Origin of the sequence: Agrococcus sp. BE272 (assembly GCF_031457935.1) — a bacterium.
Lineage (GTDB): Bacteria > Actinomycetota > Actinomycetes > Actinomycetales > Microbacteriaceae > Agrococcus > Agrococcus sediminis.
Genome location: NZ_JAVDXL010000002.1, coordinates 744153 through 770094 on the forward strand (window position 1 = coordinate 744153; position 25942 = coordinate 770094).

The window sequence follows — 25942 nt, forward strand, 5'->3', positions numbered from 1 at the left end:
CTACCGTGCCACTCAGCGGGCCAGTGCCAGCGCAGGACGCTCCAGCACCGCCGCGATGTCGGCCAGGAAGCCGGCCGCCTCGCGCCCGTCGAGCACCCGGTGGTCGAACGACACCGTCAACGTGCACACGTCGCGCAGCACGATCTCGCCGCCGTGCTCCCACGGCATCCGCCGGATCGCGCCGAGCGCGATGATCGCCGACTCCCCGGGGTTCAGGATCGGGATGCCGCCGTCGACGCCGAAGACGCCCACGTTCGAGATGGTGATGTTCGACGAGGTGAGCTCGGCCATCGACAGCGTGCCCTCGCGGGCGCGAGTCGCGCGGTCCTTGATCTGCGCGGTGAGCTCGAGCGCATCCATCGTCTCCGCCTCGTCGATCGACGCGACCACGAGGCCGCGGTCGGTCGAGACGGCGATGCCGAGGTTGACGTGCGCGAAGCGCTCGAGCTCGTTCGTGTCGGCGTGGAACGAGGCGGTCACGTCGGGCCAGCGCTTCGCGGCGAGCAGGATCGCGCGGCTCGCGAGCGCGAGGAACGACGCGTCGCCGGCCTTGGCGAGCGCGAGCGTCTCGGTCACGTCGACCTGGTGGAACGTGGCCGCGTGCGGCACCGTGAGCGCCGACTGCGTCATCGCGGCCGCGGTGTGCTTGCGCAGCCCCGTCACCTTCTCGCGCGTCGACGCGGGCGCCTGCGCGGGGGCGGCGGATGCGGTGGCCAGCGCGTCGAGGTCGGCGCGCGTGACGAGGCCGTCGGGCCCGGTCGGACGCACCGACTGCAGGTCGATGCCCCGCTCCTTCGCGAGCTTCCGCACCGGCGGCATGGCGCGGCGCTTCGCCGTGCCGGACCCGGCGGCGCTCGCCCGCTCGTCGCGCACGAACGGCTCGACGTCCCACGTGCGCTTCGCGCGGGTCGGCTTGCCGCCGTGCACGGTGATGTGGCCGACGAGCACCGACACCTTCTCGGGCTGCGCCTCAGGCGCGGGCTCGGCCTCGGCCTCAATTTCGGCGACCGAGTCGTCGGGGGTCGCGACCGGACCGCCCTCGGGCGACGGCGCGGGCGCCTCGCCCGCCGGCGCATCCGGAGCCTGGGCCGGTGCATCGCCCGCGAGCTCGAAGTCGATGAGCGGGGCGCCCACGTCGACCGTCTCGCCCTCGGCGGCGTGCAGCTTGGCGATGGTGCCCTCGTACGGGCTCGGCAGCTCGACGACCGCCTTGGCCGTCTCGATGTCGGCGAGCACCTGGTTGAGCTCGACCGAGTCGCCCTCGGCGACGCGCCAGGCGACGACCTCGCTCTCGGTGAGGCCCTCGCCGAGGTCGGGCAGCAGGAAGGTCTTCATCGGGCGGCCTCCAGGTCGAGCTCGGAGCGCGAGCTGCGGCGGCCGAGCGTGCGGTCGACCGCGTCGAGCAGGCGGTCGAGGCTCGGCAGGTAGTCGTGCTCGACGGCCGACGGCGGGTAGGGGGTGTCGTAGCCGGTGACGCGCTCGGGCGCCGCCTCGAGGCTCGAGAGGGCGCGCTCGACGACCGAGGTGATGAGCTCGCTCGAGACGGAGACCTCGCCGGGCGACTCGTGGGCGACGACCAGGCGGCCGGTGCGGCGCACGGACTCGACGACCGTGTCGACGTCGAGCGGCGAGATGGCCCGCAGGTCGATGACCTCGATCTCGATGCCCTCGTCGGCGGCGGCGATCGCGGCGCGGAGCGCCGTCTCGACCGTCGGTCCGTAGGTCGCGATCGTCACATCGCGGCCGCTCGCGACGACATTGGCCGTCTCGAGGTCGCGCGTGATCGTGCGGTCAACCTCGCCCTTCATGTAGTACTTGCCCTTGGGCTCGAAGAACAGCACCGGGTCGTCGCTCGCGATCGCGGCGCGCAGCGTCGAGTAGGCCTCCTGCGGCGTCGACGCGGTGACGACGCGCAGGCCTGCGGTGTGCGCGAAGTACGCCTCGGGCGACTCGGAGTGGTGCTCGACCGAGCCGATCGCGCCTCCGAACGGCACGCGGATCGTGAGCGGCACGTTCACGCGCCCCTTCGAGCGGTAGCGGAGCTTCGCCACCTGGGCGACGATCTGGTCGAACGCCGGGTAGATGAAGCCGTCGAACTGGATCTCGGCGACCACGCGGAAGCCGCGGTAGCCCATGCCGATGGCGGTGCCGATGATGGCCGACTCGGCGAGCGGCGTGTCGATCACGCGCTCCTCGCCGAAGCGCGCCTGCAGCCCGTCGGTGACGCGGAAGACGCCGCCGAGCTTGCCGATGTCCTCGCCCATCAGCAGCACCCGGTCGTCGCCCTCGAGCGAGTCGGCGAGCGCGGCGTTGACGGCCTTCGCGAGCGTGAGCGTCTCGGTCATCGCTTCCCCTCGATGCTGGCGGCGAACGCGAGGTGCTCGGCGCGCTGGCGCTCGAGCCGCTTCGTCGGCTGTGCGTAGACGTGGTCGAAGATCTCCTCGGCGAGCGGCGGCTCGGCGTGCTCGGCGGCGGCGCGGAACTCCTTCGCGAGCTCGTCGGCGCGGATCTTCGCCTCGGCGCGCACGGCCTCCATGTTGGCGCCCATGCGCTCGAGCGCGCGCTCGACGCGGTCGATCGGATCCTTCGCGACCCACTCCTCCACCTCGGCCTCGTCGCGGTAGCGCTTCGGATCGTCGGTCGTGGTGTGGGGGCCGCGGCGGTACGTGACGGCCTCGATGAAGGTGGGGCCGCCGCCGGTGCGGGCGCGCTCGAAGGCGATGCGGGCGGCCGCGTGCATCGCGAGCACGTCGTTGCCGTCGACCCGCATCGACGGGATGCCGAAGCCGGTGGGGCGCAGCGCGAGCGGCGTGCCCGACTGCACGCGCACGGGCTCCGAGATCGCGTACTGGTTGTTCTGGCAGAGGAAGACGACGGGCGCCTGGTAGGCCGCGGCCCACACCATCGCCTCGTTCACGTCGCCCTCGCTCGTCGCGCCGTCGCCGAAGCACGTGAGCGCCACGTCGTCGGAGCGGTCGATCTTGGAGGCCATCGCGAAGCCGGTGGCGTGCAGCGACTGCGCGCCGATGATGATCTGCGAGGGCGCCATGCGCACCTCGTGCGGGTCCCAGCCGCCGTGCGCGTAGGCCTTCCAGATGCGCGCGAACTCGCCCATGTCGACGCCGCGCAGCAGCGCGAAGCCGTGCTCGCGGTAGGAGCCGAACACCCAGTCGTCGGCGCCGAGCGCGCGGGCGGGGCCGACCTGCGCGGCCTCCTGGCCCAGCAGCGGCGGCCACAGCACGAGGTGGCCCTGGCGCGTGAGGGCGAATGCCTCGGTGTCGAGCCGGCGCACGCGCACCATGTCGACGTAGAGGTTGGTGAGCGCCGACTCGTCGATGTCGGTGAGGTGCCCGTCGAGCACCTCGTTCGGCAGCCGGGTGCCGTCGAGGTCGAGCACGCGGAGCGGGCAGTCGAGGCCGACCGCGAGCGCGGGGTCGGGGGCTGGCACGGTGATCGACACGATCGAACCTCCTTGTTCGAAGCGCCTCGTGGGCGCCGGTCGGACCCGGCAGGCGGGTGCGCCCGCGGATCGTTGCTCGACGCTATCGCCGGTTCGCACTTCGCGCAATCTGCGACACGCCCGCTGCGCAGTCCGCGCATTCCCATGCGCGCATCCCTGCGCTAGATTGCGCAGCATGCGCATCGTCGATGACACCGACCGGAGGATCCTGCTCGAGCTCACGAGGCATCCGCGGATCACCAACGCCGCGATCGCCGAGCAGCTCGGCCTCGCCCGCAACACGGTGCAGAACCGCGTCGCCGCGCTCGAGGCGTCGGATGCGCTGCAGGGTTTCGACCGCCGGTTCCACGCGGCCGCGCTCGGCTACCCGCTCACGGTCTTCATGGCGACGCACGTCGACCAGCCGCGCATCGACCAGGTGGTCGAGCAGCTGCGGCAGATCCCCGAGGTCGTGCAGGCCTTCGGGCTCTCGGGCCAGGCAGACGTGCTCGTGCGCGCCGTCTGCCGCGACGCCGAGGACCTCTACCGCGTGAACAAGCTCGTGCTCGCGTGCGACGGCGTCGAGCGCACCGAGACGTGGCTGTCGATGGGCGAGCTCATCCCGTTCCGCCTCGCGCCGGTGCTCGAGCGCGACCTCGACCGGGGGTAAGGACCGTCGGTCGGAATGCCCGCGGGGCGCACGCGTTGGATCGGGTGGAGGTACACATGACCACGATCGACCTGCTGCCCGACGCCACCGACATGGGGCCCGTCATGCTCAAGACCGCGACGCTGTCGCGGCTCGTGCACTGGTACACCGCCGGCGTCGGCCTCGAGGTCGTCGCCGAGCGTCCGGGCGCCGTCGAGCTGGGCGTCGACGGCCGCACCCTGCTCGTGCTCGAGGAGGCGCCGGACCTCCGCGGACCGAACCCGGCCGACGCGGGGCTGTTCCACACCGCGATCCTCTACCCGACGCACGCGGCGCTCGCCGCGGCGGTCGTGCGCATGACGCAGATCCCGGGCATCCAGTTCGCCGGCACGGGTGACCACCACGTCTCGGAGGCGTTCTACTTCGCCGACCCCGACGGCAACGGCGTCGAGCTCTACGTCGACCGGCCGCGCGAGTCGTGGCAGTGGGCCGACGGCCACGTCTACATGACCACCGAGTTCATCGACCCGAACCGCTTCGTGCAGCAGCACCTCGACCGCGGCACCTTCGGCCAGGCGTCGGTCGCGCCCGTGGAGGCGAAGATCGGCCACGTGCACCTGCAGGTCGGCGACGTCGCCACCGCCCGGGACTTCTACGTCGACGCGCTCGGCTTCGCCGAGACGGCGGCGCTCGGCAACACCGCGCTCTTCGTGAGCGCCGGCGGCTACCACCACCACATGGCCATGAACGTCTGGAACTCGCGCGGCGCCGGCCGCCGAGCCGACACGCTCGGCCTCGGCCGCGTCGAGATCCAGGTCCCGGACGCGGATGCGCTCGGCGCGGCCCGCGAGCGGCTCACGGCCAGCGGCGTGGCAGTCGCCGACGACGGCCGCGCGCTGCGCTTCGACGACCCCTGGGCGAACGTCATCACGCTGGTGCCGGCCTCCGTCTGACGGCCCCGGTGCTCGCGCGCCGGTCAGCGACGGGCGAGGATGCGCTCCGCTCGACGACGCATCGCCTCGTCGACCATCTGCCCATCGGCGAGCGTGGTCACCCCCGCAGTGCTGTCGAGCGCGGCGAGCACCTCCTCTGCCCACGCGACCTCCCCGGCCGACGGCGCGAACGCTCGTCTGATCGGCGCGATCTGCGCGGGGTGCACGGCGGTGCGGCCACCGAACCCCAGCGCCGCCCCTGACCTCGAGTCCGCTTCCAGCCCCTCGAGGTCGGCGATCGCCGGGTAGACAGACATCAGCGGCGCCGGGAGTCCCGCGGCCCTGACCGCGAGCACGAGGCGGATCCGGAGATGCTCGAGCATCGCGGGGCTGCTCGCCCCCAGGTCGCTGCGCAGGTCGGACTCGCCGAGCGCGACCGACACGACGGCGGGGTGTCCCGCGATCTCCTCCAGCCGTCCGATGCCCGCCGCGTCCTCGACGATCGCGTGCAGCCTCCGCGCGGCGCCGAGGCGCTCCGCGACGGCGTCGAGGTCCTCCGGTCCGCGCACCTTCGGAACCCGCAGCTCCACGTCGTGCGCGGCGAGCGACTCGAGATCCTCCAGCCCGCCGATGCGCACCTGGAGCCCGGCAGCGCCCCGCTCCTCAAGGAACGCCACCACCGCGTGCCGCGCGATCGCCTTCCTGTCGTGCGCCACGGCATCCTCGAGGTCGAGGATCACGATGTCGGCTCCGGAGGCGACGGCCTTCGCGAAGCGGTCGGGGCGATCGCCCGGCACGTACAGCGCGACGGTCACACGATCCCCCGTTCCCGGAGCGCTCGCGCCTGCTCGGGCGTGATGCCGAGCTCGGCGAGGACGGCATCCGTGTCCTCTCCGTGGCGGCGCCCCGTGTGGCGCACCTCGCCGGGCGTCGCCGAGAGGCGGAAGAGCACGTTCTGCATCCGGATCTCGCCCAGCTCCGGGTCGTCGATCGGCAGGATCGTGCCGAGCGCCTCGTACTGCGGGTTGGCCATCACACCGGAGATGTCGTCGACCACCCCAAGCGCGGCCTCCACGCGGGCGAACTCCTCGACGACCACAGAGAGCTCGCGGGCGGCGATCCAGCCGCCGACCGCCGCATCGAGCTCGTCGACGTGCTCGACGCGGGTGCGACCCGAGGCGAACCACGGCTCGTCGACGACATCCGGGCGCCCGACCAGCGTCATGACGCGCTCGGCCACCGACTGCGACGACGTCGACACGGCCACCCAGCGGCCGTCCGCGGTGCGGTAGACGTTGCGCGGCGCGTTGTTCACGGATCGGTTGCCGACGCGGGGCTGCACGAGGCCGAGCTGGTCGTAGGCGGTGATCTGCCCGCCGAGCAGCATCAGGATCGGCTCGATGATCGCCATGTCGACCACCTGCCCCTCCCCCGTGCGCTCAGCGTGGCGCAGGGCGATCGCGCACGCGTACGCGGTCGCGAGCGCGGTGATGCCGTCCGCGAGCCCGAACGGCGGCAGGATGGGCGGCCCATCCGGTTCGCCGGTGATCGCAGCGAACCCGCTCATCGCCTCCGCGATCGAGCCGAAGCCCGGCTGGCGCGCCATCGGGCCGGTCTGCCCGAAGGCCGTCACCCGCGCGATGACCAGTGCGGGGTTGGCGGCGAGGAGCCGTTCCGGGGCCAGCCCCCACCGCTCGAGCGTGCCGGGGCGGAAGTTCTCGATCAGCACGTCGGCGCCGCGCGCCAGCTCGAGCAGTAGCGCCGCTCCCTCCGGCTGCGACAGGTCGAGCGTCGCCGTGCGCTTGCCCCTGCCGAGCGTCTTCCACCAGAGGTTGATGCCCTCCTTGGCCGGTCCGTGCCCTCGAGACGCGTCGGGCCGCCTGGGGTGCTCGACCTTGATGACGTCGGCCCCGAAGTCGCCGAGGAACGTCGCGGCGAGCGGACCCGCGAACAGCGTCGACACGTCGAGCACGCGGACGCCATCGAGCGGACCCGTCACCGCGCGACCTCGTCGTCCCATGCGAGCCGGAAGCCGATCGCCGTGCTCCGATCGATGCCGGTGCGGAGCCACGCGAGCGAGCGCTCAGGCGGCTGGGCTCCTCCGTCGGCGTACCAGTCGGAGCCGGTCATCGCCCGCTCGCTGCCGCCCTTGAGGATCACCCGCCGGGTGATGCCGTCGGTCATCTCGCTCTCCGTCCAGTTCCACACGCGCGGTCCGCGCCGCTCGAGCCGGTCACCGGCCACCTGCCACTCGTGATCGGTCGGCAGCCGAGCACCCAGCGCGGCCGCGAAAGCGCGGGCCTCGTCGAGGTCCACGCCCGTCACCGGGGCCTCCGGCTCGCCGCCGCGTGGCTCGAGCCCCGCGGCAGAGCAGCTCGCGTTCCACTCCGCGACGCTCACCTCGCGGCGCGCGACAGCCACCCCTCCCAGCGCGACGCGCACCTCGATGCGGCGATCGTCGTGGAGGCGGGGCGGCAGCGGCTTCCATTCCTCCACGTAGGGCGCGTCGCCGTACAGCCCCGTCTCGCGGCGTCGCCACAGCACCTCGAGCCGCCGCTCCCCCGCAGGCAGCGCCACGGCGTCGGTCGGCGCCGCCGCCGTCGTCGCGGGCACGCGGATGCGGACGGTCTCGCGAGCGGGGAATGTCGCGTCGGTCTCCGGCGCGTCCGCTGCTGCGGCGGCGAGCAGCTCCGGCAGCCAGTCAGGCTCGGCGCCGCGAACGGCCAGGACGCCTGCCACGCCTCGCGCGGGGATGGTCACTTCGCCGTCGGTCGACGCGCCGCCGGTCAGATCCCACAGCCGCCCCTCGAGCGGGGCCAGGAAGCGACCGGTGACGGGCTCGTCCCCACGATGCACGAGGGTGACGAGCGTGACGCCGTCGAGCGTCCAGGTGGAGCCGTACACGCCGAGCGCCGCCGCGTCCGATGTGGCGCCTGCGAGCGGCGCCCACGTCCCGCGCTCGAGCAGCTCGTGGCAGGCGCGCTGCATGCGCGAGATCGAGCGCAGCATCGAGCGGTCGCGCGCGTTCCAGCCCACCCAGACGCCGAAGACCGCATCCCACACCAGAATGCCCGTGCCGTTCATCCACGCCGTCTGCAGCTCGTCCACGTGGGAGCGGTTCCACCGTCGGACGCCATGCAGCATGTGGCGCCGCTCCACGAGTCGCGCCCGCTGCACACCGGGCGCGTCGGAGTCGGCGAACCACTGGGACCAGGACAGGACGTGGTCGCGCAGCCGCTCGTTTGGAACCCGGGACTCGCCCTCCAGCGCCAGGGGCCGCTCGCCCCCGACTGCGTCGAGGAAGGCCGGGTCGGCCTGCTTCAGCGTGTCCAGGAACACGCCGTCGGCGGCGAGCGCGTCGGCGACACCACGCAGCGCCTCGCCGTCCGCGACCACGCGACCTCGCGCGTCCGTCTCGCGGCGGGTGCCCGTGTCCCACGGGTTGTAGTCGAGGAAGACGCGCACCCCGGCGGCTCGGAGGTCGGACACCAGGTCAGCAAGCCCCGGCACGTCGCGGTACCAGTCGAACTGATTGCGCTCGTCGATGCCGATGCACGGGTACGCGTGCCAGAGCACCAGCCCGTCCAGTCCGCCGATGTCGGCGTAGGCCGAGAGCAGGCGCGAGGGCGTGAAGCGACGCTCCTGCCAGTTCCAGAGCCGCTCGTCCCAGAGCCAGATCTGCGCCGCGACTCGGCAGCGCGAGGCCCAGGGCACGGCGTCGTAGGCCCCGTCATCGTGCTGGAGCCTCGCTCGCGCCTCCGCTGCGAGCGCGTCGATCTCGGCGCGCCACTCGTCCCAGCGCGCCGGGTCGTGGGGCGCGGCGAGGATCTTGGCGACGTCGAAGTCGGCGTCGGCCAGTCGCACGCCGTCGCGCGGCAGCGGCACGTGCGTCGGCAGGTCGATGGGCCGGGGCACCAGCGGGTCGAGCGCGTTGGTGGCGGCTTCGTCCGGGTCGCTCGTCATGCTGCCTCCTCCGTCAGCGCGAGCGTGCGCGCGGCGAGCTCGTCGAACGCGATGCCGTCGAAGCCGGCGAGCGTGGTGCGGTAGACGCCGCGGATCGGGGCGGCGAGCTCTTGCGGGACGCCGCCGGCAGCGCCGAGCAGGCTGCCGACGCTGGCACCGACCGAGTCGGTGTCCCAGCCGCCCGCGACCGCGAGGCCGACGCCGCGCGCGAAGTCGTCGTGGCCGCGCAGTGCGGCGAATGCGAGCAGCGCCGCGTTGTTCAGCACGTGCACCCAGTGCAGGTGGCCGTAGGCGCGGTGCAGCTCGTCGAGCGCTGCCTCGTCGTCGAGGTCCGACGCCGCGATGTCACGGCCGAGCCGAACGGCATCGGCGAGGCGCGACTGCTCGGGGACGCATTGGAGGCCGGCTGCGACGGCATCGCCGATCGTCGCACCGGCGACGGCAGCGGCGGCGGCCCCGGCCATGAATGCCGCGCCGTGCACCCCCGCCCTGCGGTGCGTGAGACGCGCGTCGGCGACGGCGAGCCGTGCTGCCGTGCCGAGGTCTCCCGGGTGCGCCCAGCCGTACGCATCGGTGCGGATCATCGCCCCGATCCAGTCGACGAAGGGGTTGCCCCGCTCCGCTGCGACGGCGGGCTCGTCCCCGGCCAGGAGGTTGCGGTACGCGATCCGCTCGGCGGTGAAGACGCGGCCCGCCGGCAGCTGCTCCAGCCAGAGCTGCGCGACTCCCTCGGTCGTCACCGCGGCTCCTGCCGCACGAGCGCGCTCCTGCGCGACCAGTGCGAGCACCGCGAAGTTCAGGTCGTCGTCCTCCGGCATGCCATCGATGACGCCGTCGAGGCTCGTGGGACGGGATCGCCGGATCCAGGGCCAGCGCTCGGCCACCTCGCGGTCGAGCCCCTGCTCGGTGAAGTACCCGCGGAGCGGCCAGCGGCCGGTCGACTGCGCGATCGCTCGGATGCCCTCGCGCGGGATCTTCTCCACGGGCTTGCCGATCAGGCAGCCGACCGCGCGGCCCAGCCACGCGCCGCGCAGTCGCTCGCTCAGCCCCGCGCGGACCGCGATCGGTGCGGGATGGAGCCCCATCGCCTCCCAGCGGTCGGGCTCGCGCTCGTGCAGCGCGCTCGGCCGAGGCATCGCCGTGGCGGCATCGGTGATGCGCGCCGCGACCTCGCGGAGCTCTCGGCTCGCCGGCACGGGCGTCGCGCCGTTGACTGGCGCGTCCAGGCTCCCGCCTGCGGCGGTCAGCTCGGCCTCCAGTGCCGAGACGTCGAGCCCGTCGAGCCGGGCGGCCGCGAGTGCGTGCGCTGCGAGGTCCTCTGGCTGCGTCCAGCTCAGTCGCAGCAGCGCTGGTGCGGCACTCACGCGGAGAGCCCGAGGGCAGCGGCGGCCGCCGCCCGCGCGCGGTGCCTCGCGTCGTCCGCCTGCCACACCTCGGCGGCGACGGCCGCCATGGTCGCGCCGGGAGCCCGCAGGTCGAGCCTCGAGGCCTCCCCCACCGCGTCGATCCACTCCGCGGGCACGGCCGCGAGGCCGCCCAGCGCGCCGGCGATGGAGCCCGCCATCACGGCGATCGAATCGGAGTCCCGACCGTAGTTCACGGCGCCGAGGACCGCCTCGCGGTAGTCCCCGCGGCAGGCCGCCAGCAGCCCGAGCGCGATCGGCAGCTCCTCGATCGCCTTCGTCCGGCTGGGGAGCCGTGCGTCCATCGCGGGCTGCCGGTAGGTGTCGCCGACGGTGTCGAACGGTCGCACCGCCTCGCGCAGCCGGGCGAGGCCTCCGTCGCGCCAGCCGTCGAGGCCGCGGCCGGCGTCGACCACCGCCTCGAGCGCCGCGCGCGTGCCGTCACGGGCGAGGCCGACCGCCTCGTCCAGCACGCCGTCGACGCTCGCCCCCGGAGCCGCCGCTGCGGCCACAGCGGCGGCGAACACCCCGGCCGCCTCGCGCCCGTAGCTGGACTGGTGCGCGCCCGCGATGTCGATCGCCTCGGCGTAGGCCCCCCGGGCATCGCCCGCGTTGACCAGGCCGACGGGCGCCACGTACATCGTGGCCCCGCAGTTCACCACGTTGCCGACTCCGGCCTCCCGCGGGTCGACGTGGCCGTAGTGCAAGCGCGCGACGAGCCACTTCTCGGCGAGGAACACCCGCTGCAGGGGCAGCGCCTCCGCCTCGAGCTCTGGGATCCACTGCACGTCGCCGATCATGCGCGGCACGAGGTGGTCGGCGATGTCGTGCGCCGTGAGGTGGCGCCGCACCTGGGCATACACGTCGACGAGCAGATTGGTCATCAGGGTGTCGTCGGTGACGTGGCCGTCGCCCTTGTGGTACGGCGCGATGGGCCGCGCCGTGCGCCAGTCGTCGAGGAAGGGCGGCACGATGCCCTCGATCGTCCCGCCGTAGCGCTGCTGGATGGCCTCAGGGGTGTTGCCCTCGGCTGCGCCGCCGAGCGCGTCGGCGACGGCAGCGCCTGCGAGTGCGGCAGTCGCGACATCGGCGAAGGCTGCGTCGGTCATGGGATCTCCGATCAGGTCGTGCACGGGCATGGGCCTGGCAGGGGGCGGTGCTCCCGCCCCCTGCGCGGCTGTCGTTCGCTACTGGATCGACTCCCAGCCTTCGGTGAGCTGCGCGGTGAGCTCCTCGAGGCTGATCGAGTCCGCCAGGTACTGCTGGAACGCCGGGGTCGCGTACTGGTCCTTCCACTGCGGGTAGTTCACCGCGAGCTGGAACGGCGCGGCCTCCAGGACCTCGCCCGAAGCCAGCATCTCGGCCCAGCCGGTCTGCCCCTCCGTCGCCGTGGCGAGCGCGTCGCGCGCCGCGCCCGTGGCCGGGATCAGGGCGTCGCCCTGCCCCACAGCGGCGAGGTGCTCGGCCTGCATGTAGTAGTCGATGAACGCTGCGGCGCGGTCGACGTGCTCCGAGTCCGCCGAGACCGACAGGGTCTGCGGCGAGGTGCCCTGCGCGGGGCCGGCGCTGCCGGCGAGCGGCGGGAGCACGGTCCACTCGAAGCCCTCCGGCGCCGTGTCGGCGATCTGCTGCGCGAGGTAGGAGCCGCCGATGTACATGCCGTAGGTGCCGCCGAGGAAGCCGGGCAGCACGTCGCCGCCCGACTGCGTGAGCGTGACCGGGTCGAGCGACTGGTCCTCGTAGGCCATCGCGTGGACGGTCTGCGGCAGTGCCAGCTCGCCCTCGCCGACGTCGATCGTGGCCTGGCCCTCGGCATCCACCTCGAAGAACGTGCCGTCCTCGCCGAGCGCGAGGTTCATGAACGGCGCCGTCGGGGACTTCAGGCCCCAGCCGAGGCCGTAGGTGCCGTCGCCGGTGAGCTGCTGCGCGATCTCGCGCACCTCGCTCCATGCGAGCGAGTCGCCGGTCGGCACCTCGACGCCTGCCGCCTCGAAGGCAGCGGTGTTGGCGAACGCGACGTACGACTGCATCAGCGTCGGGGCCGCGAAGACCTCGTCGCCGGCGGTGACCGTGGTCCAGACGCCCTCTGCGACGTCGCCCCGCAGGTCCTCGCTGAGGTAGGGCGTGAGGTCGGCGAGGTAGCCGTCGTGCGCGAAGCCGGCCATGTCCGAGGCCTCGTTGTGGATGATGTCCGGGGCGTCGCCGCCCTGGAACTGGGTGACCAGCTGGTCGTGCACGTTGTCCCACGACCCCTGCACGAGGTCGATCTGGGTCTCGGGGTGCTCCTCGTTCCAGGAGTCGACGATCTCCTCGGTCGCGGCGATGGTCGCGTCCTGGAAGGCCAGGGACTGGAACGTGAGCGTCACCTCCTCGGTGGGGTCCGTGGTCTCGGTGGCGGTCGGTGCCTGGCCGCCGCCGAAGGCGCAGCCGGTCAGCAGCAGAGCGCCGGCCGCGAGCGTCATCGCGGCGCGGGGTGTGCGGTGCATGGTGTCTCCTCGTTGTGGGATGGGGTTGTCGTGGATGGGAGGTCGGTCAGCCCTTGACCGCGCCGGAGAGCAGGCCGGAGGTGAGGCGGCGCTGGATGAGGGCGAAGAACAGCAGGCTCGGGATGGCTGCGAGCAGCGAAGCGGCCGCGAGCTGGCCGAGCTGCACCTGGCCCTCGGCGCCGACGAACAGCGCCAGCCGCTGCGGGAGCGTCTGGAGGGCTTCGTCCTTGATGAGCACCAGGGCGAAGAAGAACTCGTTCCACGCGCCGATGAACGCGAACAGGCTGGTCGCGACGAGGCCCGGCGCGAGGAGCGGCAGCACGATCGAGATGAGCACGCGCCACTTCGGCGCGCCGTCCATCGCCCCGGCCTCCTCGAGGTCGACGGGGATCGACGCGACGTAGCCCTGCAGCATCCACAGCGCGAACGGCAGCGACCAGACCACGTAGACGACGACCAGTCCCGCGAGGGAGTTCCCGAGGCCGATCGGCTGCAGCATCAGGTACAGCGGGATGATGATGAGGATGAACGGGAAGACCTGCGAGAGCAGGATCCATCCCGTGGCCAGCTTCCGAAGCCGGGTGCGGAAGCGCGCGAGCGCGTAGGCGGCCGGCAGCGAGATCACGACCACGATCAGCGTGGTCACGACCGCCACCAGCAGGCTGTTGCCCGCCGCCTGCACCAGGTTCGCGCGCTCGATCGCGGCTGCGAAGTTGTCGAGGTTCCACTGCGCGGGCAGCAGCTGCGGATCGGGCGACTGCAGCTCGGCCTGCGTCTTGAAGGCCGTGGTGAAGAGGAACACCAGCGGGAACGCGAGGAAGACCATGAACAGCGCGATGGCGACGTACTGGAGCGCTCGCCCGAGCGTGACGGGACGCCTCATGACTCACGCCCCTTCGCCTGCGCACGCAGGTAGAAGAAGAGGAAGAACGTGATCACGATGACGATGACGTTGCCCATCGCGCTCGCGAGCCCGAAGTTGCCGTACCGGAATGCCTCGTTGTAGGCGAACAGCATCGGGAGCATCGTGCCCCAGGCGCCCGCGGTGAGCACGTAGACCAGCGCGAAGGAGTTGAAGTTGTTGATGAAGTCGAGCGTCGTGATCGCGACGATCACGGGTCGGAGCGCCGGCAGCGTCACGGAGATGAACCTCTGCCAGGTGCTCGCACCATCGATCTGCGCCGCCTCGTGCAGCTCGGCGTTCACCCCTTGGAGGCCTGCGAGCAGGGTGATCGTCGTCTGCGGCATGCCCGCCCACACGCCCACGACGATCGCCGCGGGCAGCGCGGTCGAGGCCTGGCCCAGCCAGTTGATGTTGTCCGGCAGCCCCAGCGCGCCCATCCCGCCGTTCACCGCGCCGTAGGTGGGGTGCAGCATCAGCCGCCACATGATCGCGATGATCACCGGAGGCATCGCCCACGGGATCAGCGCGAGCGTGCGAGCGACGCCCTGGCCCCAGAGGTTGGCGTTCAGCAGCAGGGCGAGGCAGAGCGACGCCACGAATTGGATCAGGGTGACCGAGAACGCCCAGATGAGCCCGATGCCGAAGGAGTTCCAGAAGAGCTCGTAGCCGGCGAGGTCGACGTAGTTCTGGACCCCGTTGAACTCGACGACCACGTCGCGGCCCGCTGTCGCGTTCGTGAAGCCGAGCGCGATGCCCTGCAGCAGCGGCCAGACGCTGAAGGCGAGGATCGGCAGCATCGCCGGGAGGAAGAGCAGCCACGCGCCGCGCTCGGCGCCGAACCGCGACCGGCGTCGCAGGCCGCGCTCGGCGACGACGATGTCGACGGCGCTCATCGCGGCTCCATCGCTGTGCTCGACTCCCGCACGACGAGCCTCGGCGCGACGACCGCGCCCGCGATCGCATCCGCGTCACCGCGCAACGAGGCCAGCAGCTGCTCCGCGGCCAGCGTCCCTCGGGCCTCGGCGCCGAGGTCGACGCTCGTGAGGCTCGGGATCGCGATCTGCGCCAGCTCCGTGTCGTCCATGCCGACGACCAGGCAATCGCCCGGTACGGCACGGCCGCGCACCGAGAGCGCGCGCAGGGCGGCGAACGCGATCAGATCGTTCGCGCCGACGAGTGCGTCGAAGTCGACGCCGCGATCGAGCAGCTCGTCGACCGCCGGGAGCGCAGCCGCGTGCGTGAAGTCGGCGGCCGCCACGACCAGCGACGGATCCTGCTCCAGGCCGGCGTCCTCGACGGCGCGGCGGTAGCCCTCCAGTCGTTGGCGCCCCGGCGTGGTGTCGACTGGGCCGTTCACGAACGCGATGCGACGGGCGCCCTGGCTGACCAGGTGGTCGATCGCCAGCCGCACACCGGCTCGCGAGTCGGCGCGCACGGCGCCCTGCGCTGCGCCCTCGGGCAGGGATCCGATCACGACGGTCGGCACCGCGGAGCGCTCGAGCGCCTCGAGCACCTGGCGCTCCGGGCGGAGCGGCACGACGATGAGCCCGTCGATGGTGCTCGGGCCGAACCGGGCGATGGCGGCCGCGACAGCGGCCGGCTCCGCCGCCTGGGTGACGAGCAGCTGCCGGTCATCAGCCGCGAGCTCGTGCTGCACGGCGCTGGTCATCCTCGCGTAGACGGGGTTGGCGGCATCCGGCACGATCATCGCGATCTGGCCCGTGCGTCCCGACTGCAGCGCACGCGCCACCGCGTTGGGGCGATACCCGAGCTCAGCGGCTGCGCTGCGCACGCGCTCAGCGGTGCGCGGCGAGGCCCCGTGCCCGTGCAGGGCACGACTGGCGGTGGCGATCGAGACACCGGCGCGGTCGGCGACCGACGCGATCGTGGGTGTGCCCGCCATGCCCCGCTCCGCTCCGAGCTCCGTCGCTCGTCGTCCCTGCGATTGGAAACGTTTCCATTCGCGCTGTCAGCGAGAGTACGCGCCATGCGCGCGGGGCGCAACTCCGAGGTGACGAACGCTCGCTTCCGACGCGCCCGAGCGCTCCTGACTCGCCGACGCGGGGCCACCTGATCGCGAGAGGCGCCACTCGATCGCGGACGGCGCCAGTCGATCACGGACGGCGCCACTCGATCGCGCGAGGCGCCACTCGATCGCGCGAGGCGCGACTCGAGGCGCGCGGATGCGCGGGGTCCGGCAGGCGGGTGCGCGCGGCGAGCGCGCGGCGCGCTACTCGGCTGCCGGGGCGGCCGGGTCGGGCAGCTGCAGGTCGACGACGCCGGCGTCGCGCCAGAGCCGCTCGAGCTGGTAGTACGTGCGCTCCTCCTCGTGGAAGATGTGCACGACGATGTCGGAGAAGTCGAGCAGCACCCAGCGGCCGTCAGCGCGGCCCTCGCGGCGCACCGGCTTCGCGCCGTCGAGGATGAGGGCGTCCTCGATCTCGCGCGCGATGGCGCTCACCTGGCGCTCGTTGCGGCCCGTGGCGATCACGAACACGTCGGTCAGCGGCAGCTGGCCCGAGACGTCGAGTCCCACGATGTCGACGGCGAGCGCCTTGTCGGCGGCACGGGCGGCGGCGCGAGCGAGCTCGATCGCCTTCTGGTCGGCGCTCATCGAGCGCTCCCGGCGTTCAGAGCCAGCCCTGCGTCAGGGCGACCGTCAGGAATGCCCCGACGCCCACCACGAAGGCTCCCGCGCCGACGCCGATCGCGACCGGCCACACGTTGGAGCGCTGCTTCTGCGGCGCGATCTGCACGCGCGCGTTCGCGTAGGAGGAGACGGCCTTCGAGGCGCGCACGGGCGCCGTCTCGGGGCTCTGCACCTCGCCGTCGGCGACATCGCCGTCCACATCGCTCCCGTCGATCGAGGCGCTCCCACGGCCGGACGACGCGAAGCCCTCGGGCACGTCGATGGAGCCGGTGACCAGCAGGCCGTCGTCGCCCTCGAGCTGGAACTCGGGGCTGTCGGAGCCGGCCGGCAGCACGAGCGCGTTCGCGGTGATCGACGAGGTCGACGAGCCGCCGCCCTCGCCCGCGACGCCCTGCTCGCGCAGGTCGGCGATGTGGTGCTCGGAGGTGTCGGAGACGACGTTGACGATCACCGGCAGGCGCATGGCCTGGCCGCGCGTGGGGCCGGTCGGCAGCGCCTCCTCGGCGCCGGCGGCCTCGGCGGCGCGGCGGCGGTCCTCGAGCTCGGCGGGCGTCGACTCGGCGACGCGGCGCGACGAGACGCGCGGCTGCTCGACGATGACCTCGTCGATCTCGAGGCTGTCGACCTCGTCGTCGTCGACGGTGTCGAGGCCCTGCACGTCGTCGACCTGCACGCTCGAGCGGCGCGCGGCCGAGGGTGCGGGCACGGATGCGCCGCTCGCCTCGGGTGCGTGCAGCTCGGCCTCGATCACGTCGGCCTCGGCCGCCTCGGCGGGCTCGACGCGATCCATGGCCACGGTCTCGGGCAGCTCGATCGGCGCCTGCTGGACGGGCACCGCCTGCGTGGGCGCCTCGGCGCCCTGCGGCTTGCGGCGACCGAAGAAGCGGCCCTGCGGCTTCTGCGGCGGCTCCTGCAGCGCGGGCTGCTCGGCCTCGCGGGCCTCCTCCGGCGCCGCGGGCACGCTCGGCGTCGAGTGCCGGCCCTCGCGGACCGGCGCGTCGCTCACCTGCTGCTCGGCTCCCTCGGCGGGGACGGGCGGGGTGCCGCCGTTGCGTGCGGCCTCGGCAGCGCGCTCGAGCTCTCGAAGCTGGCGCCGGGTGAGCGGCTGCCCTTCGTTCGCATCGGTCATGCTGTCAGTCTCCGGTACAAGTCGTGCTTGCTGATGTATTGAACCACTCCGTCTGGCACGAGATACCAGACCGGGTAGCCGGCGCGGACGCGCGCACGGCAATCGGTCGAGGATATCGCAAGTGCGGGGATCTCCAGCTCCGAGACGCGGTCCGGCGGATATCCGGAGATCGACAGGTGGTGCCCCGGGCGGGTGACGGCGACGAAGTGCGCGAGCTGCCAGAGCTCATCCGCGTCCTTCCACCCCACGATCGACGCGAACGCATCCGCGCCCGTGATGAAGAACAGCTCGGCGTCGGGGTGCTGCGCGCGCATGTCGCGCAGCGTGTCGATCGTGTAGGTGGGGCCGTCGCGGTCGATGTCGACGCGGCTCACCTTGAACCGGGGGTTCGAGGCGGTCGCCACGACCGTCATGAGGTAGCGGTCCTCGCTCGGCGAGACCTTGCGCTTCTGGTACGGCTCGCCGGTCGGCACGAACACGACCTCGTCGAGCGCGAAGTGGTGGGCCACCTCGCTCGCCGCCACGAGGTGCCCGTGGTGGATGGGGTCGAACGTGCCGCCCATGATGCCCAGGCGGCGACGGCGCTGCGGCACGTCGGCTGCGTCAGGCGTGGTCGGAGCCGTGCACGTCGCCGGGCGCGCGGTGCGCGACGTCGCGGAAGGAGCGCAGCACGATCGCCGAGATGAGGAACACCGCAGCGGTGATGCCGCCGGCGATGTAGGCGCCGAGCTCGCTCTCGGACTCCGCCGCAGCAGCAGCGGCGAGCGTCGTCGCGCTCAGGAATGTCAGCGTCATGGAAGCCTCCGATCGACTCCCACTCTAGCGCGGCTCACGCGCGCACCTGGCCCGTGCCGCGCACGATCCACTTGGTGCTCGTGAGCTCCGGGAGCCCCATCGGGCCGCGCGCGTGCGCCTTCTGCGTCGAGATGCCGACCTCCGCGCCGAAGCCGAACTCGCCGCCGTCGGTGAAGCGGGTGGATGCGTTGTGCATGACGACCGCCGAGTCGACCTCCGCGAGGAACCGGTCCGCCGCATCCGCGTCGTCGGTGATGATCGTGTCGGTGTGGTGGGTGCCGAAGGCGTTGACGTGCTCGATCGCCGCGCGTACGTCGTCGACGACGCCGATCGCCACGTCCATCGAGAGGTGCTCGGTCGACCACCCCTGCTCCCCCAGCGGCTCGGCCGCGTCGACGCCCGGCAGCGGCGCGTCGGCGTGGATGGTGACGCCCGCCGCGCGCATCGCGTCGGCGATCGCCGGCACCGCGGTCTCGGCGATGTCGCGGTGCACGAGCACCGTCTCGAGGGAGTTGCAGACGCTCGTGCGCTGCGTCTTGGCGTTCAGCAGGATCTCGAGCGCCATCGGCAGGCTCGCCGCGCGGTCGACGAAGGCGTGCACGACGCCGGCGCCCGTCTCGATGACGGGCACGGTCGACTCGGTGACGACCCGCTCGATGAGCGCGGCGCTCCCCCGCGGCACGAGCAGGTCGACGAGGCCGCGGGCCCGCATGAGGCGGCCGGCGCCGTCGCGGCCGAAGCGGTCGATCGTCTGCACGGCCGCGCGCGGCAGGCCCGAGGCCTCGATCGCGTCCTGCATGGTGGCGACGAGCACCGCGTTCGTGCGCTCGGCCGCCGAGCCGCCGCGCAGCACGACCGCGTTGCCCGAGCCGAGGGCGATGCACGCGAGGTCGACCGTGACGTTGGGGCGGGCCTCGTAGATGACGCCGATGACGCCGAAGGGCACGCGCACCTCGGTGAGCTCGAGCCCGTTCGGCAGCGTGCGCTCGCGCAGCACCTCGCCGATCGGGTCGGGCAGGGCTGCGAGCTGGCGGGCGGCGGCGGCGAGGGCGGCGATGCGGGCTTCGTCGAGCAGCAGCCGGTCGAGCAGGCCCGAGGCGAGCCCGCCGGCGCGGCCGCGCTCGAGGTCCTCGGCGTTCGCGACGAGGATCGCGTCGCCCGCGCGCTCGATGGCGTCGGCGATCGCGGTGATCGCGGCGTGGCGCCGCTCGGCGGGCGCGACGCCGAGCTCGCGAGAGGCGCGCTTGGCGTCGGTCAGGAGCCGGTCGAGGTCATCGGGCATGCCTCGATCCTAGGAGCGGGCGGATGCGCGGGGCGCGCCTGGCGGGGATGGTCTCGACTCGTCGGCCCGGAGGGCCGACGGCTCGACCAGCGGAGGCAGGGCCGACGGCTCGACCAGCGGAGGGAGGGCCGACGGCTCGACCAGCGGGGGCAGGGGCCGCCGGCTCGACCAGCGGGGGCAGGGGCCGACGGCTCGACCAGCGGAAGCGTCGCCGACGGCTCGACCAGTGGGATCAGTGCTCGGGGGCGGGATTCGGCTCGAACTCGGTGCCGAGCCGCTCGCCCGCGATGAGGCGCTCGAGCAGCGGCGTCGCCGTGACCGTCACGCGCACGCCGGCGTCGGCGGCGAGCCGCGCCGCATCCACCTTCGTCATCGCCCCGCCGGAGCCGATGTGGGAGCCGCTCGCGCCGAGCCTGACGCCCTCCATCGGGTCGCCGTACGCGACGCGGTGGATGGGCTCGGAGCCGGGCTCGTCGGGCGGCGCCGTGCGGAGCGCCTCGATGTCGGAGAGCAGGATGAGCCGGTCGGCGCGCACGAGCCGGGCCACGAGGGCCGCGAGCCGGTCGTTGTCGCCGAAGCGGATCTCGTGCGTCGCGACCGTGTCGTTCTCGTTGACGATCGGCAGCATGCGCAGCTCGAGCAGCCGCTCGAGGGCGTTGCGCGCGTTGACGCGGTGCGAGTCCATGTCCATGTCGGACGCGGTGAGCAGGATCTGCGCCGCGACGAGCTCGTGCCGCGACAGGCTCCGCTGGTAGCGGTTCATGAGCACGTTCTGCCCGACGGCCGCGGCGGCCTGCTGCATGGGCAGGTCGGCGGGGCGCGCGTCGAGGCCGAGGAACGGCATGCCGGTCGAGATCGCGCCCGAGGAGACGAGGATGACCTCGCCCGCCCGGTGCAGGCGCGCGAGCCCGTCGACGAGCGGCTCGATCTGGCCCCGGCGGTCGCCCGAGATCGACGACGAGCCGACCTTGACGACGATGCGCTGCGCGACCGAGAGGTCGAGCGAGGTCATGCCTCGTCGTCCCAGCGCTGCACCTCGAACCCCTCGTCGTCGGTCCAGATGCCGGCGTCGCGCTCGCCCTTGAGGTCGTCGCGCGCCGCCTGCTTCGCGTCCATCTGGCGGTGGTACTCGGCGCGGCGCTCGGCCGTCGTGCGGCGGTCGTTGCGGTCGAGGCGCGGGTCGGTGCCGCGGTTGCCGACGAGCTCGGCGGCGGATGCGATGGTCGGCTCCCAGTCGAAGACGATGCCGGCGCCGGGGCCGATGACGACGGTCGCGCCCGCGACCGCGCCCGCCTTGAGCAGCGCATCCTCGGTGCCGAGCTTCGCGAGCCGGTCGGCGAGGTAGCCGACGGCCTCGTCGTTGCGGAAGTCGGTCTGCGCGACCCACCGCTCGGGCTTCGCGCCCAGGATGCGGTAGACGGGGCCCTCGTGGGAGCCCTCGACCTTGACGACGAAGCCGGCGTCGTCGATCGCCTTGGGGCGCAGCACGATGCGCTCGGGCGCCGGCTCGGCGGCCTTCGCGGCCCGGTCGGCCTCGACGATCTCGGCGAGCGCGAACGACAGCTCGCGCAGGCCACGGTGCGCGACCGTCGAGATCTCGAAGACGCGGTAGCCCATGGCCTCGATGTCGGCGCGCACGAACGCGGCGAGCTCGGCGGCCTCGGGCACGTCGATCTTGTTGAGCGCGACGAGCTGCTGGCGCTCGAGCAGCGGCGTCTGACCCTCCGGCACCGGGTACGCCTCGAGCTCGCGGCGGATGACCTGCAGGTCGCTCACCGGGTCGCGGCCGGGCTCGAGCGTGGCGCAGTCGATGACGTGCAGCAGCGCCGAGCAGCGCTCGACGTGGCGCAGGAACTCGAGGCCGAGCCCCTTGCCCTCGCTCGCGCCCTCGATGAGGCCGGGCACGTCGGCGATCGTGTAGCGCGTCTGGCCCGACTCGACGACGCCGAGGTTGGGGTGCAGCGTCGTGAACGGGTAGTCGGCGATCTTCGGCCGCGCGGCCGACATCGCGGCGACGAGGCTCGACTTGCCGGCGCTCGGGAAGCCCACGAGCGCGACGTCGGCGACGGTCTTCAGCTCGAGCGTGATGTCGCCCTCGAAGCCGGGCGTGCCGAGCAGCGCGAAGCCGGGCGCCTTGCGCTTGGTGTTCGACAGCGCCGCGTTGCCGAGCCCGCCCTGGCCTCCGGCCGCGACGACGAGCCGCATGCCCGCCTGCGCGAGGTCGGCGAGCTGCTCGCCCGACGCATCCGTCACCACCGTGCCGACCGGCACGGGCAGCTCGAGGTCGGCGCCGGAGGTGCCCGAGCGGTGGTCGCCCATGCCGGGCTGGCCGTTCTCGCTCGCGCGGTGCGGCGCGCGGTGGTAGCCGAGCAGCGTCGTCACCTGCGGGTCGGCGACCAGCACGATGTCGCCGCCGTCGCCGCCGTTGCCGCCGTCGGGGCCCGCGAGGGGCTTGAACTTCTCGCGCTTCACGGAGACGCAGCCGTGACCGCCGTGACCGGCGCGCAGATGCAGCGTCACCTGATCGACGAACGTCGCCATGGCATGCCTCCTTCGATGCGAGAACGGGGCGGGCCGAAGCCCGCCCCGTTCATCGGGTGTCTGTGTGTGTCGTCAGCCTGCGGCGACGATGTTGACGACCTTGCGGCCGCCCTTCTGGCCGAACTCCACGGCGCCCGCCTCGAGGGCGAACAGCGTGTCGTCGCCACCGCGGCCGACGTTGGCGCCGGGGTGGAAGTGCGTGCCGCGCTGGCGGACGATGATCTCGCCGGCCTTGACGACCTGGCCGCCGAAGCGCTTCACGCCGAGGCGCTGCGCGTTCGAGTCACGGCCGTTGCGGGTGGACGATGCGCCCTTCTTGTGTGCCATGTCTGGAGCCCCTTACTTGATCTCGGTGACCTTGAGGCGCGTGAGCTCCGAGCGGTGGCCCATGCGGCGCTTGTAGCCGGTCTTGTTGCGGTAGTGCTGGATGCGGATCTTCGGGCCGCGCAGGTCGGTCACGACCTCGGCCGTGATCTTCACCTTGGCGAGCGCGTCGACGTCGGTCGTCACCTTGTCGCCGTCGACGAGCAGCACGGGGGCCAGCTCGACGTTGCCGTTGTCGTCGCCGGCGATGCGGTCGACGACGAGCACGGTGCCGACCTCGACCTTCTCCTGCCGGCCGCCGGCGCGCACGATTGCGTACACCACGTTGGATCCTCACTGTTGGAACGACTCCCGGCAGGGCCGGGACGAAGCTTGTGGCGCGCGCGAGATCGCGACCTGCACCAGCGGACAACGATACAGGCACGCGACGCCTGCGGTCAACATGACCGCCCGCGTGGCGCCCGCTACCGTGGGCGGATGGCGATCCTGGTCGACGACCCGCTGTGGCCGAACCACGGCACGCTGTGGGCGCACCTCATCAGCGACGCGTCGCTCGACGAGCTGCACGCCTTCGCGCGGGCCGCCGGCATCCCGTCACGCGGCTTCGACCACGACCACTACGACGTGCCGGCCGAGCGCATCGACGCGCTCGTCGCGATGGGCGCGCAGCGCGTGCCCCCGAAGGAGCTCGTGCGCCGGCTCATCGCGAGCGGGCTGCGCGTGAAGGAGCGCGACCGGCCGCACTAGCCCGGTCGCGCCCCGTCGCGTCAGCGGTTCGAGTCGTCGGGCTTCGCCGTGATGACGCCCGAGGAGGCGCGGCGCGAGCGGCGTGCCGCCTTGCCGGTGCCGGGCGCCGGCGCGGCGAGCGCATCGAGCGCGCTGCCCAGCAGCCCGTCGAGGTCGCCCTCGGAGGCCTTCGCGGCGGGCGCCTCGTGCACGGGCTCGACGGGGATGTCGAGGATCGTGACGATCGGCTCGGCGGCGACGGCCTCGACCGCCTCCTTCGAGGGCGCGACGATGCCCGACGGCTGCTCGCCCGAGGGCTGCTGCACGGGCTGCTGCGCCGGGTGCTGCGCCGCGGGCTGCTCGCCCGCAGGGTGCTCGCCCGCAGGGTGCTCGCCCTCGTGCGGGCGCCCCTTGCCCGCGGACGCGATCTGCGACAGCCCCTTGCGGAGGTCGTCGGTGATCGCGTGCGTGCCGCCGGCGCCCTGCTGGTGCTGCTGGTGCTGCTCGGCCTGCTGCTGGTCGGCCTGCTTGCCGCGGCGCCCGCGGCGGCCGCCGCTGCTGCCGTTGCCGCCGGCGTCGGACTGCTGCTGGCGCTGCGGCTTCGAGACGGGCTCGTGGTGCACGATGATGCCGCGGCCGGCGCAGACCTCGCACTGCTCGGAGTAGGACTCGAGGAGCCCGAGGCCCAGCTTCTTGCGCGTCATCTGCACGAGGCCGAGGCTCGTGACCTCTGCCACCTGGTGCTTCGTGCGGTCGCGGCTCAAGCACTCGATGAGGCGCCGCTGCACGAGGTCGCGGTTCGACTCGAGCACCATGTCGATGAAGTCGATCACGATGATGCCGCCGATGTCGCGCAGGCGCAGCTGGCGCACGATCTCCTCGGCCGCCTCGAGGTTGTTCTTGGTGACGGTCTCCTCGAGGTTGCCGCCGGCGCCGACGAAGCGGCCGGTGTTCACGTCGACGACGGTCATCGCCTCGGTGCGGTCGATGACGAGCGAGCCGCCGGAGGGCAGCCACACCTTGCGGTCGAGCGCCTTGTCGATCTGCTCGGCGATGCGGAAGTGGTCGAACGGGTCGTCGGTGCCCTCGTAGGCCTCGACGCGGTCGAGCAGGTCGGGCGCGATGGCCTCGAGGTACTCGCGGATCGTGGTGAGCGCCTCGGAGCCCTGGATCACGAGCTTGTGGAAGTCCTCGTTGAAGACGTCGCGCACGATCTTGACGAGCAGGTCGGGCTCCGCGTGCAGCCGCTGCGGCGCGGTGCCGGAGGTCTTCTGCTGCTGGATGCGCTCCCACTGGCGGGTGAGGCGCTCGACGTCGCGCGTGAGCTGGTCCTCGGTCGCGCCCTCGGCGGCGGTGCGCACGATGACGCCCACGCCCTCCGGCAGCACCTGCTTGAGGATCTTCTTCAGGCGGGCGCGCTCGGTGTCGGGGAGCTTGCGCGAGATGCCGTTCATCGAGCCGCCGGGCACCGACACGAGGTAGCGGCCGGGCAGCGAGATCTGGCTCGTGAGGCGGGCGCCCTTGTGGCCGACCGGATCCTTCGTCACCTGCACGAGCACGGTGTCGCCGGGCTTCAGCGCGAGCTCGATCTTGCGCGGCTGGCCCTCGAGCTCGGCCGCGTCCCAGTCGACCTCGCCCGAGTAGAGCACGGCGTTGCGGCCGCGGCCGATGTCGACGAAGGCGGCCTCCATGCTCGGCAGCACGTTCTGCACGCGGCCGAGGTACACGTTGCCGATCAGGCTCGACTCGGAGGCCTTGGCGACGTAGTGCTCGACGAGCACGCCGTCCTCGAGCACCGCGAGCTGCACGCGGTCGTGCTTCGAGCGCACGATCATCTGGCGCTCGACGGCCTCGCGCCGGGCAAGGAACTCGGTCTCGGTCACCACCGTGCGACGGCGGCCCGCGTCGCGGCCCTCGCGGCGGCGCTGGCGCTTCGCCTCGAGGCGGGTGGAGCCGCGCACCTTCTGCGGCTCGGTGATGAGCGGCTTCTCCTCCTCGACGTCGCCGCCGCGGCGGCGCGAGCGGGAGCGCGTGCGCGAGCGGCTGCGACGGCCGCCCTGCGGCTCGTCGTCGTCGTCGTCCTCGTCGTCGTCGTCCTCCTCGTCGCGCAGCGACGGGAGGGCGGGCAGCGCCGCGAGGTCGGGCGCGTGGAAGAGCAGGCCGAACGGCCCCGTCGGCACCTCGGGCAGCGCGAGCGCCGCGGCGAGCGGGTCGTCGCCCGCCGAGCCCTGCGCACCGGCGTCGGGCGCGGAGGCCGCGGGATCGGTGAGGCCGGGCTCGTGGCCGGGCTCCTGCTCCCCCGTCGCCACCGGAGCGGCAGCCTCGGCGGCCGGCTCGGCGGCGGGCTCGGCACCCTGGTCGTCGGCCACCGGCGCCTGCGCCGGGGCGTCGGCCGACGCATCCGTCGCCGCATCGGCCTCGGCCGCCGGCGCCGTCCTGCGCGTGGTCGCCCGCTTGCGCTTGGGCTTCTGCGCCTCGGGCGCCTCTGCCTGCTGCACCTCGGCCTGCGCCTCGGTGGCCTGCTGCCCCTCGGGCGCCTCGGCCGTGCCGGTCTGCTGTGCTGTGCCCTCTGCCTCTGCGGGGAGGGTCGTGTCGTCGTTCACCATCGCTGGCGCGCTCCTGCCGCAACCGGCGCCGCCGGTCGCCATCTCGCTCGCGACCGGGGCGCGCCCCGGCGCGAATCCTTCCTGACACCCCCTCGCGGGGATGGCCCGGGCTA

The 25942-nt window shown here is 73.0% G+C and carries 25 protein-coding genes; 3 read left to right on the plus strand and 22 right to left on the minus strand.

The genetic code is table 11. From position 1 onward, the window contains the following. Positions 1-12: 12 nt before the first annotated feature. From J2X49_RS10035 to pdhA, 3 genes are read right to left on the minus strand one after another with little or no spacing between them, the layout of a single operon-like run. Positions 13-1335, minus strand: a complete 1323-nt coding sequence (locus tag J2X49_RS10035) for a dihydrolipoamide acetyltransferase family protein (RefSeq protein WP_310125596.1) — start codon at positions 1333-1335, stop codon at positions 13-15. Next, positions 1332-2345 (minus strand): transketolase C-terminal domain-containing protein, encoded by a 1014-nt coding sequence (locus tag J2X49_RS10040; RefSeq protein WP_310125598.1) that lies wholly within the window; start codon positions 2343-2345, stop codon positions 1332-1334. Before J2X49_RS10040 ends, J2X49_RS10035 begins: the two co-directional genes overlap by 4 nt. Continuing rightward, the gene (gene pdhA / locus J2X49_RS10045; protein WP_246990867.1) at positions 2342-3460 is read right to left on the minus strand and encodes a pyruvate dehydrogenase (acetyl-transferring) E1 component subunit alpha; all 1119 of its coding nucleotides are present in this window, start codon (positions 3458-3460) and stop codon (positions 2342-2344) included. Before pdhA ends, J2X49_RS10040 begins: the two co-directional genes overlap by 4 nt. Positions 3461-3635: 175 nt before the next feature. Between pdhA and J2X49_RS10050 the strand changes: the two genes are divergently transcribed. Next, a complete protein-coding gene (locus J2X49_RS10050) occupies positions 3636-4109 on the plus strand; it encodes an Lrp/AsnC family transcriptional regulator (protein ID WP_128190672.1) in 474 nt (157 codons plus the stop codon). A 56-nt stretch (positions 4110-4165) separates the two neighbouring features. Then, positions 4166-5041 (plus strand): VOC family protein, encoded by an 876-nt coding sequence (locus J2X49_RS10055; protein WP_310125603.1) that lies wholly within the window; start codon positions 4166-4168, stop codon positions 5039-5041. Between the two features lie 23 nt (positions 5042-5064). Here J2X49_RS10055 and J2X49_RS10060 read toward each other — a convergent pair whose 3' ends face one another. The 18 genes from J2X49_RS10060 to rplU all read right to left on the minus strand — a co-directional run bounded on the left by J2X49_RS10060 (position 5065) and on the right by rplU (position 22821). Next, positions 5065-5835 carry a CoA ester lyase gene (locus J2X49_RS10060; RefSeq protein ID WP_310125606.1) on the minus strand — a complete coding sequence of 257 codons (771 nt, stop codon included), beginning with the start codon at positions 5833-5835 and terminating at the stop codon, positions 5065-5067. After that, the gene (locus J2X49_RS10065) at positions 5832-7019 is read right to left on the minus strand and encodes a CaiB/BaiF CoA-transferase family protein (protein ID WP_225792817.1); all 1188 of its coding nucleotides are present in this window, start codon (positions 7017-7019) and stop codon (positions 5832-5834) included. Before J2X49_RS10065 ends, J2X49_RS10060 begins: the two co-directional genes overlap by 4 nt. Further along, entirely contained in the window at positions 7016-8983 is a 1968-nt protein-coding gene (locus J2X49_RS10070; RefSeq protein WP_310125610.1) for an SUMF1/EgtB/PvdO family nonheme iron enzyme, read from the minus strand. Before J2X49_RS10070 ends, J2X49_RS10065 begins: the two co-directional genes overlap by 4 nt. Next, positions 8980-10347, minus strand: a complete 1368-nt coding sequence (locus J2X49_RS10075; protein ID WP_310125613.1) for an ADP-ribosylglycohydrolase family protein — start codon at positions 10345-10347, stop codon at positions 8980-8982. The genes J2X49_RS10070 and J2X49_RS10075 overlap by 4 nt, the downstream gene beginning before the upstream one ends. Beyond that, positions 10344-11495: an ADP-ribosylglycohydrolase family protein gene (locus J2X49_RS10080; RefSeq protein ID WP_310125615.1), complete on the minus strand. Its 1152-nt coding sequence runs from the start codon at positions 11493-11495 to the stop codon at positions 10344-10346. Before J2X49_RS10080 ends, J2X49_RS10075 begins: the two co-directional genes overlap by 4 nt. A 78-nt stretch (positions 11496-11573) precedes the next feature. Further along, positions 11574-12872 carry an ABC transporter substrate-binding protein gene (locus tag J2X49_RS10085; protein ID WP_146357460.1) on the minus strand — a complete coding sequence of 433 codons (1299 nt, stop codon included), beginning with the start codon at positions 12870-12872 and terminating at the stop codon, positions 11574-11576. Between the two features lie 46 nt (positions 12873-12918). Further along, a complete protein-coding gene (locus tag J2X49_RS10090; RefSeq protein WP_310125620.1) occupies positions 12919-13755 on the minus strand; it encodes a carbohydrate ABC transporter permease in 837 nt (278 codons plus the stop codon). Beyond that, positions 13752-14669 (minus strand): sugar ABC transporter permease, encoded by a 918-nt coding sequence (locus J2X49_RS10095; protein ID WP_310125624.1) that lies wholly within the window; start codon positions 14667-14669, stop codon positions 13752-13754. The genes J2X49_RS10090 and J2X49_RS10095 overlap by 4 nt, the downstream gene beginning before the upstream one ends. Next, positions 14666-15679 carry a LacI family DNA-binding transcriptional regulator gene (locus J2X49_RS10100; RefSeq protein WP_310125627.1) on the minus strand — a complete coding sequence of 338 codons (1014 nt, stop codon included), beginning with the start codon at positions 15677-15679 and terminating at the stop codon, positions 14666-14668. The genes J2X49_RS10095 and J2X49_RS10100 overlap by 4 nt, the downstream gene beginning before the upstream one ends. 327 nt (positions 15680-16006) lie before the next feature. After that, positions 16007-16390, minus strand: coding sequence for a ribosome silencing factor (gene rsfS / locus J2X49_RS10105; RefSeq protein ID WP_310125630.1), 384 nt, complete (start codon positions 16388-16390; stop codon positions 16007-16009). 16 nt (positions 16391-16406) lie between these two features. Continuing rightward, positions 16407-17555 carry a hypothetical protein gene (locus J2X49_RS10110; protein WP_310125634.1) on the minus strand — a complete coding sequence of 383 codons (1149 nt, stop codon included), beginning with the start codon at positions 17553-17555 and terminating at the stop codon, positions 16407-16409. Beyond that, positions 17552-18148 carry a nicotinate-nucleotide adenylyltransferase gene (gene nadD, locus J2X49_RS10115; RefSeq protein ID WP_128189741.1) on the minus strand — a complete coding sequence of 199 codons (597 nt, stop codon included), beginning with the start codon at positions 18146-18148 and terminating at the stop codon, positions 17552-17554. The genes J2X49_RS10110 and nadD overlap by 4 nt, the downstream gene beginning before the upstream one ends. A 10-nt stretch (positions 18149-18158) precedes the next feature. Then, positions 18159-18350 carry a hypothetical protein gene (locus tag J2X49_RS10120; RefSeq protein WP_128189740.1) on the minus strand — a complete coding sequence of 64 codons (192 nt, stop codon included), beginning with the start codon at positions 18348-18350 and terminating at the stop codon, positions 18159-18161. A 34-nt stretch (positions 18351-18384) separates the two neighbouring features. Then, on the minus strand, positions 18385-19632 hold the full coding sequence (locus J2X49_RS10125) for a glutamate-5-semialdehyde dehydrogenase (protein WP_310125638.1): 1248 nt from the start codon (positions 19630-19632) through the stop codon (positions 18385-18387). Between the two features lie 232 nt (positions 19633-19864). Continuing rightward, positions 19865-20644 carry a glutamate 5-kinase gene (proB, locus tag J2X49_RS10130; RefSeq protein ID WP_128189738.1) on the minus strand — a complete coding sequence of 260 codons (780 nt, stop codon included), beginning with the start codon at positions 20642-20644 and terminating at the stop codon, positions 19865-19867. Next, a complete protein-coding gene (gene obgE, locus J2X49_RS10135; RefSeq protein ID WP_128189737.1) occupies positions 20641-22173 on the minus strand; it encodes a GTPase ObgE in 1533 nt (510 codons plus the stop codon). The genes proB and obgE overlap by 4 nt, the downstream gene beginning before the upstream one ends. 72 nt (positions 22174-22245) lie before the next feature. After that, positions 22246-22500: a 50S ribosomal protein L27 gene (rpmA, locus tag J2X49_RS10140; protein WP_128189736.1), complete on the minus strand. Its 255-nt coding sequence runs from the start codon at positions 22498-22500 to the stop codon at positions 22246-22248. Positions 22501-22512: 12 nt separating this feature from the next. Further along, positions 22513-22821 carry a 50S ribosomal protein L21 gene (gene rplU, locus J2X49_RS10145; RefSeq protein ID WP_123697699.1) on the minus strand — a complete coding sequence of 103 codons (309 nt, stop codon included), beginning with the start codon at positions 22819-22821 and terminating at the stop codon, positions 22513-22515. 153 nt (positions 22822-22974) lie between these two features. Between rplU and J2X49_RS10150 the strand changes: the two genes are divergently transcribed. Then, positions 22975-23244 carry a DUF4031 domain-containing protein gene (locus J2X49_RS10150; protein ID WP_310125646.1) on the plus strand — a complete coding sequence of 90 codons (270 nt, stop codon included), beginning with the start codon at positions 22975-22977 and terminating at the stop codon, positions 23242-23244. A 20-nt stretch (positions 23245-23264) separates the two neighbouring features. Here the strand turns inward: J2X49_RS10150 and J2X49_RS10155 are convergent, their stop codons facing one another. After that, on the minus strand, positions 23265-25829 hold the full coding sequence (locus J2X49_RS10155) for an Rne/Rng family ribonuclease (RefSeq protein ID WP_310125648.1): 2565 nt from the start codon (positions 25827-25829) through the stop codon (positions 23265-23267). Positions 25830-25942: the final 113 nt, after the last annotated feature.

Coding starts and splice junctions, on each gene's coding strand:
- rpmA (WP_128189736.1), bottom strand. CDS start 22,500: ATGGCACACAAGAAGGGCGCATCGTCCACCCGCAACGGCCGTGACTCG.
- J2X49_RS10120 (WP_128189740.1), bottom strand. CDS start 18,350: ATGACGCTGACATTCCTGAGCGCGACGACGCTCGCCGCTGCTGCTGCG.
- J2X49_RS10080 (WP_310125615.1), bottom strand. CDS start 11,495: ATGACCGACGCAGCCTTCGCCGATGTCGCGACTGCCGCACTCGCAGGC.
- J2X49_RS10110 (WP_310125634.1), bottom strand. CDS start 17,555: ATGACCGATGCGAACGAAGGGCAGCCGCTCACCCGGCGCCAGCTTCGA.
- J2X49_RS10035 (WP_310125596.1), bottom strand. CDS start 1,335: ATGAAGACCTTCCTGCTGCCCGACCTCGGCGAGGGCCTCACCGAGAGC.
- proB (WP_128189738.1), bottom strand. CDS start 20,644: ATGACCTCGCTCGACCTCTCGGTCGCGCAGCGCATCGTCGTCAAGGTC.
- J2X49_RS10150 (WP_310125646.1), top strand. CDS start 22,975: ATGGCGATCCTGGTCGACGACCCGCTGTGGCCGAACCACGGCACGCTG.
- J2X49_RS10040 (WP_310125598.1), bottom strand. CDS start 2,345: ATGACCGAGACGCTCACGCTCGCGAAGGCCGTCAACGCCGCGCTCGCC.
- J2X49_RS10095 (WP_310125624.1), bottom strand. CDS start 14,669: ATGAGCGCCGTCGACATCGTCGTCGCCGAGCGCGGCCTGCGACGCCGG.
- J2X49_RS10085 (WP_146357460.1), bottom strand. CDS start 12,872: ATGCACCGCACACCCCGCGCCGCGATGACGCTCGCGGCCGGCGCTCTG.
- J2X49_RS10050 (WP_128190672.1), top strand. CDS start 3,636: ATGCGCATCGTCGATGACACCGACCGGAGGATCCTGCTCGAGCTCACG.
- J2X49_RS10055 (WP_310125603.1), top strand. CDS start 4,166: ATGACCACGATCGACCTGCTGCCCGACGCCACCGACATGGGGCCCGTC.
- obgE (WP_128189737.1), bottom strand. CDS start 22,173: ATGGCGACGTTCGTCGATCAGGTGACGCTGCATCTGCGCGCCGGTCAC.
- J2X49_RS10070 (WP_310125610.1), bottom strand. CDS start 8,983: ATGACGAGCGACCCGGACGAAGCCGCCACCAACGCGCTCGACCCGCTG.
- J2X49_RS10125 (WP_310125638.1), bottom strand. CDS start 19,632: ATGCCCGATGACCTCGACCGGCTCCTGACCGACGCCAAGCGCGCCTCT.
- J2X49_RS10100 (WP_310125627.1), bottom strand. CDS start 15,679: ATGGCGGGCACACCCACGATCGCGTCGGTCGCCGACCGCGCCGGTGTC.
- J2X49_RS10090 (WP_310125620.1), bottom strand. CDS start 13,755: ATGAGGCGTCCCGTCACGCTCGGGCGAGCGCTCCAGTACGTCGCCATC.
- J2X49_RS10155 (WP_310125648.1), bottom strand. CDS start 25,829: ATGGTGAACGACGACACGACCCTCCCCGCAGAGGCAGAGGGCACAGCA.
- rsfS (WP_310125630.1), bottom strand. CDS start 16,390: ATGAGCGCCGACCAGAAGGCGATCGAGCTCGCTCGCGCCGCCGCCCGT.